General features: G+C 71.9%; 17 protein-coding genes and 1 tRNA gene. 9 read left to right on the forward strand and 9 right to left on the reverse strand.

The genetic code is table 11. The annotated features are described in order from the left end of the window. Nucleotides 1-20: 20 nt before the first annotated feature. The 3 genes from ligD to KZC50_RS00675 all read right to left on the reverse strand — a co-directional run bounded on the left by ligD (nt 21) and on the right by KZC50_RS00675 (nt 4,828). Nucleotides 21-1,049, reverse strand: a complete 1,029-nt coding sequence (ligD, locus tag KZC50_RS00665) for a non-homologous end-joining DNA ligase (protein ID WP_310890227.1) — start codon at nt 1,047-1,049, stop codon at nt 21-23. A 78-nt stretch (nt 1,050-1,127) separates the two neighbouring features. Beyond that, complete coding sequence (locus tag KZC50_RS00670; protein WP_310890228.1) at nt 1,128-2,243, reverse strand: SseB family protein; 1,116 nt, start codon at nt 2,241-2,243, stop codon at nt 1,128-1,130. Nucleotides 2,244-2,320: 77 nt separating this feature from the next. Continuing rightward, nucleotides 2,321-4,828, reverse strand: coding sequence for an ATP-dependent helicase (locus KZC50_RS00675; protein WP_310890229.1), 2,508 nt, complete (start codon nt 4,826-4,828; stop codon nt 2,321-2,323). Between the two features lie 118 nt (nt 4,829-4,946). On the opposite strand from KZC50_RS00675, the gene KZC50_RS00680 reads away from it, so the two are divergent. Genes KZC50_RS00680 through KZC50_RS00695 form a run of 4 tightly spaced genes read left to right on the forward strand, consistent with a single transcriptional unit; the run spans nt 4,947 to nt 7,859 of the window. After that, nucleotides 4,947-5,186 (forward strand): hypothetical protein, encoded by a 240-nt coding sequence (locus KZC50_RS00680; protein ID WP_310890230.1) that lies wholly within the window; start codon nt 4,947-4,949, stop codon nt 5,184-5,186. Further along, nucleotides 5,183-6,910, forward strand: coding sequence for a hypothetical protein (locus KZC50_RS00685; RefSeq protein WP_310890231.1), 1,728 nt, complete (start codon nt 5,183-5,185; stop codon nt 6,908-6,910). Before KZC50_RS00680 ends, KZC50_RS00685 begins: the two co-directional genes overlap by 4 nt. Nucleotides 6,911-6,914: 4 nt before the next feature. After that, a complete protein-coding gene (locus KZC50_RS00690; protein WP_310890232.1) occupies nt 6,915-7,400 on the forward strand; it encodes a hypothetical protein in 486 nt (161 codons plus the stop codon). A gap of 51 nt (nt 7,401-7,451) precedes the next feature. Next, nucleotides 7,452-7,859 carry a YccF domain-containing protein gene (locus KZC50_RS00695; RefSeq protein WP_053548498.1) on the forward strand — a complete coding sequence of 136 codons (408 nt, stop codon included), beginning with the start codon at nt 7,452-7,454 and terminating at the stop codon, nt 7,857-7,859. Between the two features lie 27 nt (nt 7,860-7,886). Here the strand turns inward: KZC50_RS00695 and KZC50_RS00700 are convergent, their stop codons facing one another. Further along, on the reverse strand, nt 7,887-8,846 hold the full coding sequence (locus KZC50_RS00700) for a hypothetical protein (protein WP_310890233.1): 960 nt from the start codon (nt 8,844-8,846) through the stop codon (nt 7,887-7,889). Between the two features lie 88 nt (nt 8,847-8,934). On the opposite strand from KZC50_RS00700, the gene KZC50_RS00705 reads away from it, so the two are divergent. The 3 genes from KZC50_RS00705 (at nt 8,935) to KZC50_RS00715 (ending at nt 10,028) form a co-directional block, all read left to right on the forward strand. Further along, nucleotides 8,935-9,411 (forward strand): heme-degrading domain-containing protein, encoded by a 477-nt coding sequence (locus tag KZC50_RS00705; RefSeq protein ID WP_310890234.1) that lies wholly within the window; start codon nt 8,935-8,937, stop codon nt 9,409-9,411. A gap of 109 nt (nt 9,412-9,520) precedes the next feature. Beyond that, nucleotides 9,521-9,593: transfer RNA gene (locus KZC50_RS00710), tRNA-Met, on the forward strand. Between the two features lie 45 nt (nt 9,594-9,638). Further along, nucleotides 9,639-10,028 carry an SdpI family protein gene (locus KZC50_RS00715; protein WP_310890235.1) on the forward strand — a complete coding sequence of 130 codons (390 nt, stop codon included), beginning with the start codon at nt 9,639-9,641 and terminating at the stop codon, nt 10,026-10,028. A 7-nt stretch (nt 10,029-10,035) separates the two neighbouring features. Here the strand turns inward: KZC50_RS00715 and KZC50_RS00720 are convergent, their stop codons facing one another. Genes KZC50_RS00720 through KZC50_RS00740 form a run of 5 tightly spaced genes read right to left on the reverse strand, consistent with a single transcriptional unit; the run spans nt 10,036 to nt 14,043 of the window. Beyond that, a complete protein-coding gene (locus tag KZC50_RS00720) occupies nt 10,036-10,332 on the reverse strand; it encodes a biopolymer transporter Tol (protein WP_310890236.1) in 297 nt (98 codons plus the stop codon). After that, nucleotides 10,329-10,844, reverse strand: coding sequence for a metallophosphoesterase family protein (locus KZC50_RS00725; RefSeq protein ID WP_310890237.1), 516 nt, complete (start codon nt 10,842-10,844; stop codon nt 10,329-10,331). Before KZC50_RS00725 ends, KZC50_RS00720 begins: the two co-directional genes overlap by 4 nt. Before the next feature lie 16 nt (nt 10,845-10,860). Beyond that, nucleotides 10,861-11,964, reverse strand: coding sequence for an ABC transporter permease (locus KZC50_RS00730; RefSeq protein WP_310890238.1), 1,104 nt, complete (start codon nt 11,962-11,964; stop codon nt 10,861-10,863). Then, entirely contained in the window at nt 11,961-12,992 is a 1,032-nt protein-coding gene (locus KZC50_RS00735; RefSeq protein WP_310890239.1) for an ABC transporter ATP-binding protein, read from the reverse strand. Before KZC50_RS00735 ends, KZC50_RS00730 begins: the two co-directional genes overlap by 4 nt. A 4-nt stretch (nt 12,993-12,996) precedes the next feature. Next, nucleotides 12,997-14,043 carry a glycerophosphodiester phosphodiesterase family protein gene (locus tag KZC50_RS00740; protein WP_310890240.1) on the reverse strand — a complete coding sequence of 349 codons (1,047 nt, stop codon included), beginning with the start codon at nt 14,041-14,043 and terminating at the stop codon, nt 12,997-12,999. A gap of 135 nt (nt 14,044-14,178) precedes the next feature. Between KZC50_RS00740 and KZC50_RS00745 the strand changes: the two genes are divergently transcribed. Both KZC50_RS00745 and KZC50_RS00750 read left to right on the forward strand, forming a co-directional pair. Further along, on the forward strand, nt 14,179-15,105 hold the full coding sequence (locus KZC50_RS00745; protein WP_053548509.1) for a Bax inhibitor-1/YccA family protein: 927 nt from the start codon (nt 14,179-14,181) through the stop codon (nt 15,103-15,105). 110 nt (nt 15,106-15,215) lie between these two features. Then, on the forward strand, nt 15,216-17,195 hold the full coding sequence (locus KZC50_RS00750) for an alpha/beta hydrolase (RefSeq protein WP_310890241.1): 1,980 nt from the start codon (nt 15,216-15,218) through the stop codon (nt 17,193-17,195). Nucleotides 17,196-17,206: the final 11 nt, after the last annotated feature.

A 17,206-nucleotide genomic window follows, 5' to 3' on the forward strand; every position in this document is an offset into this window, starting at 1 on the left:
GGCACCGAGCGCCCGTCAGCTCACTCCGCATCCGGGGTGCGGGCGCGCGAGGGCTGGACCCGCGGCGGCTCCCCCGGCATCTTCGGGAACTCGGGCGGGAACGGCAGTTCCCCGAGGCCGTCGGCGAGGTCGCGCTCCCACCACTCCAGGAGCGTGTCGATGCGTCCGGGGGCCGCGAACATCGTCGCCCACGGGTCGCCGCGCTCGGCGAGGCGACCCGGCACCGTGCGGACGGTGAAGTCGGCGGGGTCGACGTCGGCGAGCTCGTCCCACTCCAGCGGCGTGGACACGCGCGCATCCGGCAGCGCCCGCGGACTGTAGGCACCCGCCATCGTGCGGTCGCGGTTGGCCTGGTTGAAATCGATGAAGACGCGCTCCCCCCGCTCCTCCTTCCACCACGCGGTGGTCACGCGGTCCGGCATCCGGCGCTCGACCTCGCGTCCGGCGGCGATCACCGCGTGACGGACGTCGAGGAACTCGTGGGTGGGCTCGATCGGACAGAACACGTGGAGTCCCCGGTTGCCGCTCGTCTTCACGAACGCGGTCAGCCCCGCCTCCGCGAGGACGTCGCGCAGCACCGGCGCCACCAGCGCGGCATCCGCGAAGTTCGTGCCCGGCTGCGGGTCGAGGTCGATGCGCAGCTCGACCGGGTCATCGGTGTCGGCGGCTCGGGACGCCCAGGGGTGGAAGACGACGGTGTTCATCTGCACCGCCCAGACCGCCGCGGCCGCCTCGGTGAGGACCAGCTGCGGGTGCCGGCGCCCGCTGTTGTAGGTCACGGTCACCGTCTCGACGAACGACGGCGCGCCCTTCGGCGGGTTCTTCGAGTAGAAGCGCTCCCCCTCGATCCCCTCCGGGAAGCGCTCGAGCGACACCGGGCGGTCGCCGTTGGCGGCGAGGAACGGCTCCTGCACCGCGATGATGTACTCCGCCAGCTCGCGTTTGGTGATCGCGAGCGCGGGCCACAGCACGCGGTTCGGGCTCGAGAGTCCCACCTCACGGTCGCCGTGGGGTCCCGCAACGGTCAGGGTGATGCGCTCGGACGCCATGGTCCGACCCTAGGACGTGCGGATGCCGGGCACAGCCCCGTCGCGGAATCGACCACGCGGTGCGCCCGAGCCGTCACCTCAGCCGGCGTCGGGGGCGGGCGCAGCCGAGCCGGGAGCGGGCGTCTCGTCCGGAAGCGCGAGCACCGGGGCGAGGTCGTCGCGTCGCAGTCGGATCCACGGGCCGGCCGGGTCGATCACGACGCCGGCGAGCTGGGTGTCGCGGCGGAGGGCCGCGGCGAGCTGCGCGCCCGTGACGGGGGCCGCACGGTCCTTGCGCTGCAGCACGGCGAGCTCGAGCGGGTGCGAGAAGAGCTCGAGGAACCGCTCGCCCTCGCCCGATCGCGCCTCCGCGAGGCCGGGGCGTCCGTCCGGGGTCTGGCCGACCGCAACCCACAGCGGCGCGCGGGTGAGCGCGTCGGCGACGGCGGACGGCGTCTGGTCGGTGCGCGCACCGGCCAGCAGCGTCTTGACCGCGGCATCCGCGTCGTGAGTCTCGAGGGCCTTGGTGAGGAGCTCGACGGGGATCACGGCGCGGGCGGGGGCGGAGTAGTTGTCGACGATGAGGCCGTCGTAGCCCTGCGCGAGCACATGCCGGAGGATGCTGAGCGAGGGCTGCGCGAGAGCCGATGTCTCGGCGTCGCCGTCGGCCTGGATGCTGGCCTGCAGCGCGGCGCCCGACGAATAGGCCATGACGAATCGGCGCTCTCCGACGGTCGCGACGGCGAGCGGGATCTCGCGCCCCTCGGACAGGATGGCGCGCGCGTCGCCCTTCACGCGCAGGAAGAGGTGCCCCTGCATGAGCTGACGCGCGACCTGCAGCAGCTCGGTGGCGGCGGGCGGCGTGCTGAGGTCGGTCAGCGCCGTGCGCACGAGGATGTTATCGCGCAGCCCGGGAACGGATTCGACGCCCTCGGTGGGCGCCGTCTCGGGCCCGAGCACACGCTTGGTCGCTCCCTCGGGGGCGGCCGGAGGGGCTGCCGGCGGCGGAGTCGCGGGGCCGGAGCCGAGTCCCCCGAACGACGTCATCGAGATCGACACCGACGGCGCGGGCTCGGCCGTGAGTGCCTCCGCCGAGGCGTCGCCGGACGGCGTCGCGCCGGTCGCGTCGCTGTCCGCAGTCACGGCATCGTCGGCCGGGACGGCGGCGTCGTCGTCGGGAGTGGGGTCTTTGGGTCGGCGCGAGAAGAGAGCCATCGCTCGAGCCTAACGGTCCCGTCCTGTCCCCGCGGTTCCGTTCCCCCTCCGTTCACCTGTCCGCGCCCGGGGCGGGGTCAGAGCTTGGTGATCGGGGCGATCTTGATGAGGAGCTTCTTCATGCCCGCGCCGTCGAACCGGACGTGCGCGACGCGCTTGGCCCCCTCGCCGGTGACGGCGTCCACGCGGCCCTCGCCGAAGTCGTCGTGACGGATGCGGTCGCCCTGCGCCAGCTCGAGGTCGCCGTTGTCGCGCACCTTGGCCGGGATCCGGTTGGCGAACTTGTCGATCGATCCGCCCGAGCCCGACGGTGAGCGCTTCGCGAGCGGGACCAGGTCGTCGCCGTAGCGTTGGCCGGTCCCGAAGCCCGAGCCCCCGCCGGGTCGGCGCGCATTGAGTGCGCGCGACTGCGTTCCTCCCCGACTGTTGACGTCTCCGGGCGACTGACGCCACTCCAGCAGATCCGACGGGATCTCCTGGAGGAACCGACTCGGCATCGCCACGGTGACCTCGCCGAACTGCGCGCGGGTCATCGCGAGCGAGAGGTACAGGCGCTTCCGGGCGCGCGTGATGCCGACGTAGAAGAGGCGTCGCTCCTCCTGGGGACCACCCGGCTCCCCCGCCGAGATCCGGTGCGGGATGAGGTCTTCCTCGACGCCGGTGAGGAACACCGCGTCGTACTCCAGCCCCTTGGCGGTGTGCAGGGTCATGAGCGAGACCGAGCCCGAGGCGTCCTCGAGGTCGTCGGCATCCGAGACGAGTGCGACCTCGGTGAGGAAGTCCAGCAGCGTCCCCTCGGGGTTGTTGCGCGCGAACTCCCGCGTCACCGCGACGAGCTCGTCGAGGTTCTCCACGCGCGCCTCATCCTGCGGGTCCTTGCTGGCGCGGAGGGCGTCGTAGTAGCCGCTCTTGTTCAGCAGCAGCTGCAGTCCTTCCGCGACGGCGGTCGGCGGGGCCAGCTCACCGGATGCCGGGAGCATGATCTCCGCCGCTTCGGCGAGCACGGCATCCAGTCGGGAGATCGCCTGCTGGATCTTGGGCCCGACCCCGATCGCCGAGGCGTTCGCGAGTGCGTCGCGGAACGTGATCTGCTCGCTCTGGGCGTAGCGCGCGATGGTCTCGATCGTGACGTCGCCGATGCCGCGCCGCGGCCGGTTGATGATGCGGCGCAGCGCCATCTCGTCGGCGGGGTTGGCGATCGCGACGAGATAGGCCAGCGCGTCCTTGATCTCGGCGCGCTCGTAGAACTTCGTGCCGCCCATGATCTTGTAGGGCACCGCGGCGCGGATGAAGATCTCCTCCAGAGCGCGGGACTGCGAGTTCGTCCGGTAGAACACCGCGATCTGGTTGTAGTCGACCCCGGCGCGATGCAGCGTCTCGATCTCGTCGGCGATGAACTGGGCCTCGTCGTGCTGCGAGTAGCCGGTGAAGCCGACGATCGGCTCGCCCGCCCCCACATCGGTCCAGAGCTTCTTGTCCTTCCGATCGAAGTTGTGGCTGATGACGGCATTCGCGGCGGAGAGGATGTTCTGCGTCGACCGGTAGTTCTGCTCGAGCAGCACCACCTTCGCGCCCGGGTAGTCCTTCTCGAACTCGGCGATGTTGCGGATGTCGGCGCCGCGGAAGGCGTAGATCGACTGGTCGGAGTCACCCACCACGGTGAGCGACGCGGGCTCGGGAGCATCGGCGGCCGGCGCGTCGAAGATCATCATTCCGCTGTCGGCATACTCGTCGCCGCCGCCGCTCGACACCGGTCGCGTCAGCTCGTGGATGAGCGCGTACTGCGCGTGGTTGGTGTCCTGGTACTCGTCCACCATGATGTGCCGGAACCGCCGCCGGTAGACGTCGGCGACGTGCGGGAACGCACGGAACAGGAACACGGTCTGCCCGATGAGGTCGTCGAAGTCGAAGGCGTTGGCGCGCTGCAGTTCGCGCTGGTAGGCGCTGAAGACCTCGACGAACACGCGCTCGGCGGGGTCGCTCATGTTCGCCGACCGGGCGTAGGACTCGGCATCCGCCAGTTCGTTCTTGAGCTTGGAGATCCGCCCCTGCGTCGCCGCCGGCGTGAGCCCGTAGGCGTCGGCCTCGTGCTCTTTCACGAGCCGCTTGATGAGGGCGCGGGAGTCGCCCGAGTCGTAGATGGTGAACGACGTGGTGAACCCGAACTGGGCAGCTTCCCGACGAAGGATCCGCACGCACGCCGAGTGGAACGTCGAGATCCACATGCCGCGCGCGCTCTCACCGATCAGCTGCCCGACGCGCTCGCGCATCTCGCCGGCGGCCTTGTTCGTGAACGTGATGGCGAGGATCTGGCTCGGCCACGCCTCGCGGGTGCGCAGGAGCGACGCCACACGCCGCGTCAGCACGCTCGTCTTGCCCGACCCGGCACCCGCGACGATGAGCAGGGCGGGTCCGCGGTAGGTGACCGCCTCGCGCTGCTGCGGGTTCAGCCCCTCGAGCAGGTCGTCGTCGGGTCGCGGTCCGCTCCCGGGAGCGGCGCCCCCCGTGCGCGGGGAACGGTCGTCGCCGACCACGAGAACAGGGGCGGATGCCGCGCGAGGCGCGGGCGCAGAGGCGTCGGTCATGTCGGTCCCAGTGTAGGCGCGGGCTCCGACACCACCCTGGGGATCACGGAAGGGTTGTGAGCAGGCACTGCGGGACGCCGCCTCCGCCCTGACCGGCGTCGACGGCGCCGGGTCCGCGATGTCCGGCCTCGCGGAGGAGTGGGACGGGCACGGCGCGCGGATCGCATCGCTCGTGCACGCGGGTGTGTCCGCGGTGGGCGCGAACCTCGTGACCTACATCGACGCCGACGAGACGATGGCGTCATCGACCGGATCCGCGGACACGGCATCCGCCTCCGCCGCCCTCCCCGCGCCCCCGCTCCCCGGCCGCGGCTTCGGCCCACTCGGGTCCACCGGTCCGCAGAGGTCGCTGCGATGAGCGCGGGCGCGACGATCGCGCTGGTCGGCGTGAGCATGATCCCCGACCTCCCGGCAGATCCCGCGAGCGTCGCGGCCGCCGCGACGGCCGTCCGCGCCTCCGTCGACGGCGTCGCGGACGCCGGTCGCGACGCGGTCCGCCGCTGGGGAGGCTTGGTCGAGGTGCACGAGACACCGGAGACCGCCACCGCCGTCGCGCGCCTCTCGCCGGTCGACGACGCCGCCGCCGAATGGGCCACCGCGGCCACCGCGATCGCCCGCGCGCTCGAGGACTACGCCGAGATCCTGGAGCAGCAGAAACGGGAGATCGACCAGCTGCACCGCGAGATCCCCGGCTTCCTCGCGGGGCTCCGCTCCTTCCAGCGCTCCCAGCGCGAACAGTTCGCGCCCGACGGCGAGGATCTGCCGAGCCACCTGCTGTTCGACCCGTCGCACCTGGTCTACAACGATGACCTCCGCGCGCGCTGCCAGCACGTTGCGGCGATGCTCGACATCGCCGCTGAGACCTGCCGAAGCGACCTCGGCGCCGTGTCAGGCCCGACCACCTCCCTCCCGCCCGCATCCGTTCCCGCGCCGCTGTCGACGCTCGGACCGACCGGCATCGCGACTCTCGACGACCGGGTGACGGCGGCGATCCTCGACGCGCTCGTACGCGCCGCCGGAACGGATGCCGACGCCGACGCGGTCGCCGCTCTCCTCGCCGCGCACCCCGACTACCTCGACGTCCTCGCCGCCGGCACCGCCGATCCGGCCGCGGTGGCCGCGTGGTGGGAGTCTGACGTCGTCCCCGGCTCGGCGCTCGCCGCGGCGCTCATCACCGGCGCATCCCTCGCGGTGGGCGGCCTGAACGGAATCCCCGCCCCCGCGCGGGTGGCCGCCAATCGCGAGACGGCCGCACGGCGGCTCGCCGCGGCCCGTGCCGAGCTCGAGGACACCCCCGCCTACATCCACCAGGGACGCACCCTGCGTTCGAACGCGTCAGAGCGGGCGGCGCTGGAGGCCGAGATCGCCTATCTCGAACGGGTCGCCGCCGGCGAGCGGTCGCTCTACCTCTACGACCCGCGGCGGGAGCGGATCATCGAGATGATCGGAGACCCGTCACGCGCGGCCTACTCGATCACGTACGTCCCGGGAACGGGCACCGACATGGCGAGCTACTACTCCGGCGGCGTGCAGTCCGTCGCGCAGTACCTGGTCGAGCAGGACACCACCGGTCGCTCCGTCGCCTTCGTGTACACGGACGGGCCGTGGGCGTCGTGGGGCCTGCCCTTCCAGGAGACCAGCAACGCCAACCGCGATTTCGCGAGGGACGAGGGCGCTCAACTCGCGCGGTTCGAAGACGGGCTGCGCAGCGACGCGCAGCTCGCCTCGGCGACCCGCGTCGGCATCGCCCACAGCGCCGGGATGAGCGTCCTGTCGAGCGCGGAAGTCGCGGGAGCCGAGTACGACCAGGTGAAATCCCTCGCCGGGTCCTGGCTCCAGGACGGGTGGAGCGCACGCGAGGGCACGGATTACGCTCATCACCAGTACGGATTCGACGCCATCAACTACCTGAACCCGTTCTACGACACCCCGCAGGAATCGTCCGCGTTCGTACAGCACGAGTACGCTCCGTCGACCTTCCTCGGCATCCAGAACGAGCTCGACAACCACGTGCGGGTGGACGAGGGGCCGCGGCGCAACAGCGAGGTCCTCCGCGACCTCTACAGGGAGATCCATGAATAGGCGGGTGACCCTCGTCGCGGCGGCGGCCGTGCTGATCGCGACGCTGACCGCCTGTCAGCAGCCCACGGAAGGCACATCCATGACCCTCGATGAAGCGAAGTCCGAGTACCTGGCGGCGCAGGCGGACCTGCGGTCGTCGATTCCCGCGGATGTCGCGCTCGAGGATCTCGGGACCGTCGAGACGGCCACCCTGCTGCCGTGCGACACCGATCCGGAGCGGTTCATCTGGCCCGGCGCGATGACGGTGTCGATCGCCCCGGACACCGACACGGATGCCGTGCTCGACGGGATCGCCGACGAGTGGGCCGCGAAGGGGGGCTGGACCCCCGAGCGGGGTGCGACGTCCGGCGGGGCACCCACGCTCGATCTCGCCCACGAGGACGGACTCTCGATCGGCATCGCCGCCCTCGAGGGCAACACGGTCCTGCAGATCTCGGGCTTCAGCGCCTGCTTCGCCCTGGACGAGTACGACCCGCTCGAGAAGTACTGACGCCCCACGGGCACCCAGCCGGGTGTCGGGAGCGCCTGGCACAATGAGCGCGTGCGCACCCTCCTGAACATCATCTGGCTGATCTTCGCCGGTTTCTGGCTCTTCGTCGGCTACATGGTCGCGGGGGTGCTCCTGTGCATCCTCATCGTCACCATCCCTTGGGGCATCGCCTCGTTCCGGGTCGGCCTGTACGCACTGTGGCCGTTCGGCCGCGAGGTCGTCTCCAAGCCGACCGCGGGCGTCGGGTCCTTCCTGGGCAACGTCGTCTGGGTCATCCTGGCCGGATGGTGGCTCGCGCTCGGCCACATCATCTCGGGGATCGCCCTGTGCATCACGATCATCGGCATCCCGCTCGGGATCGCCGACTTCAAACTCGTCCCGGTGTCCCTCATGCCGCTCGGCAAAGACATCGTCTCGACCCGCCGCGGCGCGTTCGACCGCACCCTCACCGCGCGCTGACGTCGGCGAGCGCCGGCGGTCCGGACCTCACGGGACGGGGAGGCGCTCCGGCTCCGGCATCCGTGCGAGCAGCACGCCGACCGCGGCCGTCACGACGGCGGCACCCGCCGCAATCCAGGGCGCACCGCCGGGGAGCAGGGCGATCGCGTCGAGGACGCGGGCAAGCCCGGCGGGGAGGAGCTCGACGTCGGCCGCGGTGGCGGCGGCGAAGCGGATGCCGACGAATCCGAGGATCACGGCCGGCACGGCGAGGCCCGCGCCGAACGCCGCGAGGACGGCGCCGGCCGCGCGGCGCGCGCCGATCTGCACCTCGATCGCCCACCCGGTGGCGATGAACAGCCACCCGAACAGCGCAACGCCCACGGCGACGACCAGGGTCGAGGTCGCGGGCGCGGCCCACACGACCGTCCACGCGACCTCCGGTCCGGCGACGGCGATCACGGCGAGCTCGACCACGCACTGGAGGACGACCACGCCGCCCGCCGCCGCGATGGCCGGCCACGGGGAGCGCCGCCAGATGAACAGTCGCAGCACCACGGCGAAGGGGATCAGGGCCGCGGCGGTGAGGACGAGCGGCATCCAGAGCACGAAGGACGCTTCGATGAGCCGCGTGCCGATGAGGAGCGCCAGCGGCACGGCGAACATCAGCCAGCGGTCGAGCTCGAGCATGCCGAGCGTCGACTCCCGCGCCCGCCACGGTCGGGTCGCTGCGAGCCACGAGGCTCGGGCGGCCGCCGCACCGGGGCGCGCGACGAGCCGCGTGCGGGCGGCGAGCATGCCGATGACGACCCAGGCGAGGGCGAGCACGAGCACGCCGCGGGCGAACCAGGCCATGAGCGTGTTGCGCTCGGGGTCGCGCAGACCCACGGGCTCAGACACGGTCGGCGCGAACGCGCCCGCCGCGAGGACACCGAGGAACAGGCCCACGCCGAGGAGGAAACCGGCAGTGGCGACAGCGAGGATGATCCGCTGTGTCGCCCGCGCCATGGGTCAAAGCTACTCCGATCGAACCTGTGCGTTGACCGGGGAGACGATCCGGACCGCAACGGTTCGGCAACAGCGCTAGATTCGGCGTATGTTCGAGGCCGCCACGATCCTGTCCCTCATCGACGAGGAGGAGCGCGAGCTCGTCTTCCCCCGCTTCGATCTGGAGGATGCCTGGATCCTCGGTTCCGCCCTCCGGGAGAGCGCCCGGGAACGCGGACTTCCCGTCGTGATCGGGATCTCCCTCGGCGAGGCGCGGGTGTTCCACACCGCACTCCCCGGCTCGTCGTCCGACAACGACGAATGGCTCGAGCGGAAAGCCCGGGTCGCCCGGAGGTACGGGCGGTCGTCGTACGGCGTGGGCATGCTCTTCCGCAGCCGGGATCAGGACTTCGACACGCACTCGCGACTGGACCCGAGCGTCTTCGCCGCGGCGGGCGGGGTCTTCCCGATCCTCATCGCCGGCGTCGGCATGGTCGGCACCGTCGGCGTCTCCGGCCTCCCCCAGGCCGACGACCACGCCCTCGTCGTGGAGCACCTGCGCGCGCACCTCGCCTCGCGACGCTGAGCGGCCGACGTCGTCCGCGTGACGTCCCGTGACCGATCGTGACGACGGATGACGCGCCGACCGCGACCCCCTGGCCACCGTCGGCGACCCGGGTTAGCGTGGAGGACATCGCGGCGATCCGGGTGGTCCCGGACCCCGGCTCATACCCGGCGGTGTTGCGGGTTCGACTCCCGCCGTCGCGTCGACACAGGCTCGTCACCATGCGCACATGCTCTTAGGCTGGAGCCGTGACAGATCCGACGACTCCCCTCTGGGCGATGCTCGTCACCGTCGTGGGTCTCGGAGCCGCAGGTGTGGCGCTCGTCATCCTGGCGCGCCGGAGCCGCGACGGTCGCCTGCCGCGCAATCAGATCGCCGGCATCCGGACGGCGCTGACGCTGTCGTCGGATGCCGCGTGGTACGCCGCGCAGAGGGCATCCGCTTCGGCGAATGAGATCGCAGGATGGGGCACACTCATCGGCGCCGCCGTACTCGTCGCCATCGTCGCCGCGCCGCTCCCGTCCGGGGTGGCGTTGCCGACGACCGTCGTGGTCGTGCTCGGGACGGCGGCGTGGATGCTGGTCTGGGTCCTGATCGGCGCTGCTCGTGGTCAGCGCGCCGCGCACGCGCACCGCTGAGCGCGGGTCAGTCCGCGGCGTCGAGCTCGGCGAGCGCATCCTCGGCGCGCCGGCGGCGGTCCGCGAGCGTCATCTCCCACCATGGGTCGCCGCGCTCGCCCAGACCGTGCTTCGCGAGCCCCACCCGTCGGCGGGCGAGAGCGACGGCATCGTCGTCGCCGGCGGACTTCGCCGCGCGCACTCCGGACCGCCCGCGACCGAGGTGGGAGGTGAGCGCACGCACGGTCTCCTCGGCGAGCTCGGGGTCGGTGCGGCGCCAACGGCGGCCGTTCACGACGAGCCAGCGTTCGTCGTCGACGCTCATCCCCCCGTCGCCTCACGGGAGACGGGGATGAGCGTCACGTCGCGCAGGACGCCGGCATCCGCCACCGCGGTCATGATCGTGCACTCCGGCTGCCTGCGGCGATCGGTGGGCGAACCGGGGTTCAGCAGCCGGAGGCCGGCGGGCGTTCGCGAGTCCCACGGGATGTGCGAATGACCGAACACCAGGACGTCGGCGTCGGGGAAGGCGGCGTCCATCCGCGCCTCCCGCCCCGACGCTGCGCCGGTCTCGTGCACGACCGCGATCCGCACACCCTCGATGTCGCGACGGGCGATCTCGGGGAGCCGGGCACGGAGATCCGGACCGTCGTTGTTGCCCCAGACCCCGAGGACCTCGCCGTGCTGCGCGAGGTCGTCGAGCACGGACTCTCTGACCCAGTCGCCGGCGTGGACGATGAGGTCGGCGGCATCCGCGGCCCTCCGCACCGCATCCGGGAGGGAGCGCGCCCGCGCCGGGATGTGGGTGTCGGCGATGAGGAGAAGACGAGTGGCCACGCGCGCACCGCTCGCGTCAGGCGATGCGCGTGCCGGGCGGCAGACGGCGCGCGGGTGTGTCGGTGCGGCGCCACACCCACCACAGCAGCAAAGCCGCGAGCGCGATCTGCAGCGCGAGGCCGACGAACCAGCTCGGGGTCGACCCGGCGATGATCTGCTCCGGCGTCTGCTGGTCGGTCGGAGCCGGCGGCGCACAGTCGTCCCAGCCCGTCTCGGTCTCGGGCGTCTGCTGAGCGGAGCGGATGCCGAGCTTGATCTGCCCGAACAGGTCGACCGGGTACCCCGACGCGTCGAACGTCGTGGGGGTGGCGTCGGCGAGGATCACGAAGGGGTTCGCCGACAGCATCCACCACACCGTGTCGAAGCGCGGGGCCTCGTACGTGCTCGTCTGCCAGGGTCCGCAGGTGATCTCCGCCTCCTCGTCGCACGGGTAGCCCGGCGACGAGCTCTCCCCGGGGAAGCACGGCGGGATGCCGTCCGGATCCACCGAGGTGTACTCGAAGGAGCGGTAAGAGTTCGTCACCTCGGTCCGGACGGAGGCGCCGACGAGGAGGAAGGCGACGAGCGTGCCGATCACCAGGGCAGCGACGACGAGATAGGTCGTCGCCACCGAGAAGAGCGGACGCGCCAGGATGCCGCTCACGGCCACCCCGATCGCCGCGACGACGCCGATCTCGACGATGAGGACGGCGAGCGCCACCAGCATCGTCGCCGCCGACGTGCCGCCGGCCAGGGTGGCGATGAGGAGGAACGGGATCGAGACCGCCACGAACGCGAGTCCCGTGATCCAGGCGGTGAGGAACTTCCCCATCAGGATCTCGCCGGTCGTGGCGAGGGTCACCTGCACCGGCGCGAGCGTCGCGGCCTCCCGGTCGCCGTTGATCGCATTGCCGCTGAGGGTCGGTGAGACGAGCACCACCAGCAGCAGCGTGATGTAGACGATGGTCGAGAAGACCCCGGACCCGGCGTCCCGCGGCACGACGCCCCACGCGAGGAACGACAGCGCCGTCACGAGCACGAGCACGAGGGCGAAGACGCCGAGCAGTACGTACCAGGCGACGCTCCGCGTCCGCTGCATCAGCTCGAGGCGGACGATCGTGCCGAGTCGCTGCGCGTTCATGCCGTCTCTCCGTCCGTGCCGGAGTCCCCGACCGGTTTGGTCCGCTGCGCCTCGTCGCTCGTGGTCCCGAGGTCGAGGAAGGTGCGCTCGAGGCTTCCCTGCGCGGCGGCGAACTCCACGACGGGGACGTCGGCGGAGACGAGGGTGCGAAGGGCCGCGGCGGCCTCGGACTCCGACGCGAAGGGGACGAGGAGATCCCGCCGGTCGACCGTGATCGTCTCCGGGTCGCGTCCGAGGACGTCGGCGATCCAGGCGACACTGTTCGCCGCGGCGGCCTCGGCACCGGCGGCATCCCCGGCGATCCGGAGACGCCAGGGCCGTGTGCGGGCGGATGCGGCCGCGACGCGGTCGGCGTCGACGCTCCGCCCCTCAACGAGGAACACGGCGTCGTCGACGACTTCCTCGAGCTCGGACAGGATGTGGCTGGAGACCAGGATCGTCCGCCCCTCGGCGGCCATGCGGCGCAGGAGCACGCGCAGCTCCACCCGCGCCTGGGGGTCCAGGCCCGAGGCCGGTTCGTCGAGGAGGAGGATCCGCGGGTCGTGCACGAGCGCGCGAGCGAGGCCCAGGCGCTGCTTCTGCCCGCGGGAGAACACGCGCGCGGGGGCGTCGGCGAGCGGGACGAGCCCCACCTCGCGCAGGAGCACCTCGGCGCGGGTCGCGGCATCCGTCTTCGTGAGTCCGTAGAGGCGCCCGGTCATCACCAGCGTCTCGCGGGCGGTGAGGGTCCCCCACGCACCGAGTGCGTCCGGCATCCACCCGGTGCGAGCGCGCGCGGCGTGCGGGTCGGCGATCGGATCGACGCCATCGAGCCGGATCTCGCCCGCGTCGGGGGCCAGGAGCGAGGCGAGCATCAGCAGGAGCGTCGTCTTCCCCGAGCCGTTCGGGCCGACGAGGCCGGTCACGGCTCCCGGTCGGGCGTGCAGGGTGACGTCCTGAACGGCGTGCACCGATCCGAAGGACCGGCGCACCCCCGTCACGACGATCCCCTCGGCGACGGGACTCTCGACGATTCCGGCGCTGGTCATGCGCTCACCCTAGGCGGCGGTCCTCGCCGTCGTCGGCGTCCGCGCCGAAGAATCGCACTCCGAGATCGGCGTGGTCGACGAAGACCCCGTCGATGCCGGATGCCGCCAGCAGCGCCCACTCCCCCTCCCAGTCGCCGAACGCGGCCTTGCCGCCGCGCGTGCGGAACTGCGGGATCAGGAAGGCGTTCTCGCACCGCGCCGTCCACGTGAAGACGCGGAGGCCCCGTACGTGGGCGTCGGCGACGATCGGCGACGGTCCCGTCGCGCGACCGAGCCGGTCGGGCGCGAGGATCATGCGCTTGTCGACGCTGATGCCGTCGACGGTGCCGACGAGGGCGTCGAGACCGGAGGGCGCCGCTGTCTGCGCGTAGGTGGGCGCCGCCTTCCCCTGCGCGGCGACGAGATCGAACGGACTCCCCGACGCCTCGAGGAGGTAGATGTAGGTGGCCGACACCGCGCGGGCGCGGAGGTCGGCGAGCACGGTCGATTCGAACGACTCGATCGTGAGCGGCAGCTGCCCCGCTCCCCATCCCGCCGCGTGCAGCTCGTCGGCCACGAGACGCGCGACGTCCCATCCGAGGGCGGCGAAGTACGTGGGGTGCTTGATCTCGAGCACCACGCCGATCTCGCGCCCCGCCTCGAGCGACCCGCGCCGCACCAGGTCGAGGACGTCGCGCAGGAGCAGCACCGGCTGGGTGTCGTCGAAGGTCGCGCTGGTGGAACGGATGCCGGGGATCCGCTCACGGCACCGAAGGCTCTGCAGCTCGGCGGCGGTGAAGTCCTCGGTGAACCACCCCTCGAGCTCCTCCCCGTCCACGCGCTTGCGCGTGCGACGGTCGGCGAACTCGGGCCGGTCGGCGACATCGGTGGTCCCGGAGATCTCGTTCTCGTGCCGGACCACCAGCGCCCCGTCGCGCGTGACCACGACGTCGGGCTCGACGGCATCCACCCCCATCGCGAGGGCGAGGTCGTACGAGGACCGCGAGTGCTCGGGGCGGTACCCCGGGGCACCCCGATGGCCGATGACGAGCGGGCGGGATCGTCGCGACACGGTCACACAGTACCCGCGAGCGGGCCGCGTCGAGCGCACTCCCAGCGGGAACAAAGGCGTTCCGAGCGACGTTCGGATATCGTGGATCCACAGCACAGCGCTGTGAGAAAATCCCGACTTTGGAGTGTGAGAGCAGTGGCCCTCAACAACCCCGCGTTCAACAACCCCGCGTTCCAGGATCCGAAGGCCGTGCAGACCTATCCCGGTGGTGCGCAGGCGGCGAACCTGGGTGGTCCCACGCAGTTCGCCACCGCGCAGCGCGCGGGAACGGATGCCGCGGCCAACGCCCGCCTCGAGGGCATGTACGCCGCCCCCACCGCCGGTGCGACCGAGACCGACCGGATGACCGTCGAGGACACCGTCATGAAGACGGTCGGCCTCTTCGCGATCCTCCTCGTCACCGCCGCCGTCGGCTGGGTCTGGACCCTCGGCGGCCTCACGATCACCGGTGACACCGCGCAGCAGATCTCGATGGCCCCGTGGCTCATCGGCCTCGCCGGCGGCTTCATCCTGTCGATGGTCGTCATCTTCACCTCGCGCAAGAAGGTGCGTCCCGCGCTCATCTGGGCGTATGCCGCGTTCGAGGGCCTCTTCATCGGTGGCATCTCGGCGTTCTTCGAGGTCCTCTACCCCGGCATCGTCATGCAGGCGACCCTCGCGACCTTCGCGGTGGTCGGCGTCACCCTCGCCCTCTTCGCCAGCGGCAAGGTCCGCGCGTCGAAGAAGGCCACGAAGATCTTCATGATCGCGATGATCGGCTACATGGTCTTCGCACTGCTGAACCTGGTCCTCATGTGGACCGGCGTCCTGCCCGCCGATCAGGCCTTCGGCCTCTACAGCGCCTCGATCATGGGCATCCCGCTGGGCCTCATCATCGGTGTCTTCGTCGTGATCCTCGCCGCGTACTCGCTGGTGCTCGACTTCGACATGATCCAGCGCGGTGTCCGCAACCGCGCCCCGCGCCAGTACGCATGGCTCGGCGCCTTCGGCATCATGGTCACCGTCGTCTGGCTGTACGTCGAGATCCTCCGCATGATCGCGATCATCCGCGGCAGCAACTGACATCCCTCGCGATCCTCGGGTCGCGAGAACGAGGGGGTCGTCCATCCGGGCGGCCCCCTCGTCGTCCGCCCGCGTCCTTCGGTGCGGCCGGCGCTGGTTAGAGTGTCAGAATGGCCGCGTTGCTGCGCACCACCGTCGCTCTGACCCTTCTGGTCCTCGGTGGCGCGCCCGCGGCATCCGCGGCCGCGGCGACACCGGCCGCCGAGACGGTCGCCGCACCCACCGCCGTCACGGAGGAGCTCGACGAGGTCCGCTGCCCGGTGCCCGTCCCGAACGGGCAGGGCGCACGCCTCACGTGCGGCGTCCTGACCGTGCCCGAACGGGGTGCCGGCGACCCGGAGAACACCGTCGCGCTGCCGATCATTGTCATCGACAGCGTGAGCGAGTCGCCGTCGGACGACCCGCTGGTCGTGCCCGTCCTCGGCGATGCCGATGCCTTCGCCCAGGCGCTCCGGACCTTCACCGGCGCGGGGTGGACCGGCGACCGCGACGTCATCCTCGTGGGGCACCGCGGCACCGAGCTGTCACGTCCGACCCTGGACTGCCCCGAGATCGGGCGCGGCCTGGTGGTCGAGGACGGCCGTCTGCTCACCGGAGCCGAGGCGACGCCGCAGCGGATCGCGGAGATCACCGCGTGCCGTGAGCGCCTGACGGAGGAGGGGATCGACATCGCGGCGTACTCGACGCGCGCGATGGTGGACGATCTCGCGGAGCTGCGGGCGACCCTCGGCTACGACCGCTGGAACCTCTTCGCGTCCGACCGGGCGACGCGTCTGGCGCTGTCGACGATGCGTTTCGCCCCGGACGGACTCCGCTCCGTCGTCCTCGACGGCACCGTGCCGCCCGGGGTCGACGCCCTGGCCGAAGAATCCACGGCCTTCCGCGCCGCCGCGAGCAGCGTCATCGAGGCCTGCGGCGCCGAACCGGAGTGCCGCGAACGCGCTCCCGGTCTGGAGGCGGCGCTGACCTCGGTGCTCTCGAGCGCCGCATCCGACCCCGCCACCGTCACCGCCGTCTCCCCCGGGGACGGCGGACGCCTGGACGTCGTCCTCGATGAGGCCGAGGTCGCACGGACGCTCGCATGGGCCACCGCCGACGCGGCGACGGTCCGGGCGGTGCCGTTCGTCATCGACCAGCTCGCCTCCGGCAACGCCGAGGCGATCGTCCCGCTCCTGCAGCGTCGGCTGGACGCCCTGACGGTCACCGGCGCCGGGCTCGGCCTCACGCGTGTCTGCGCCGAGCAGGTGCCGTTCACCGCCGCCGAGGGGCTTGCCCTCACGGCCGAGTGCGAGGCCTGGGGTGTCCCCGCACGGGACGGCAGCGAAGCGGAGCGGGTGACGAGCGGCATCCCGACGCTCCTTCTGACCGGCACGTACGACTCCGTCGCGGCACCCGCCTGGTCGGATGCCGCGGCGGAGGGCCTCGAGCGCGGAACGGTCGTGCGCGTCCCCCACGCCGGGCACGGCATCCTCACCGGATCCGGAACGCGCGCGGACTCCCTGGCCCGCAGCTGCGCCGCCCGCGTGGCCGCGGATTTCCTCCGGGACCCCGCCGAGGTGCCGGATGCGGAGTGCACCGTGTCGCTGCGGCCGCCCGCCTTCCTCACCACCGCGCAGATCGATCCGACGACGGCGCTGTTCCGGGCCGATCGCGACCTCGTGCAGCAGCGCGCGCCGCTGCCGCTGGCGATCCTCGGCGCCGCCCTCCTCGCGAGCGTCGGGACGCTGGTCTACGCCGCCCTGTACGTCCTCCGCGGCGCCGCACGCCGGTCGGGCGACGCCCCTCCGGGGACCATCCTCGCCGCGAGCGCGGCGGCCGGCGGGAACCTCCTGTACGCCGGCATCCTCGCCCTGATCGCCGCGAACGCGGACCCGCTCGCCCTCGCCTTCGGCCTCCCTCCGGCGGTCTGGCCGGTCCTGCTCATCCCCTTCGTCGCCGCGGGCGCGGGCATCCTCTTGGCGGTGCTCGTCGTGCGCGCGTGGATCCTCGAGGAGGGCACCCGAGCGCACCGGATCGCGGTCACCGCGTCGGCGGTCGCCTCGCTGGGATTCACACTGTGGCTGCTGGCCCGCGGGCTGCTGATGCTCTGAGGCGCGTGCGT

The sequence above is a fragment of the Microbacterium aurantiacum genome (genome assembly GCF_031625015.1).
Lineage (GTDB): Bacteria > Actinomycetota > Actinomycetes > Actinomycetales > Microbacteriaceae > Microbacterium > Microbacterium aurantiacum.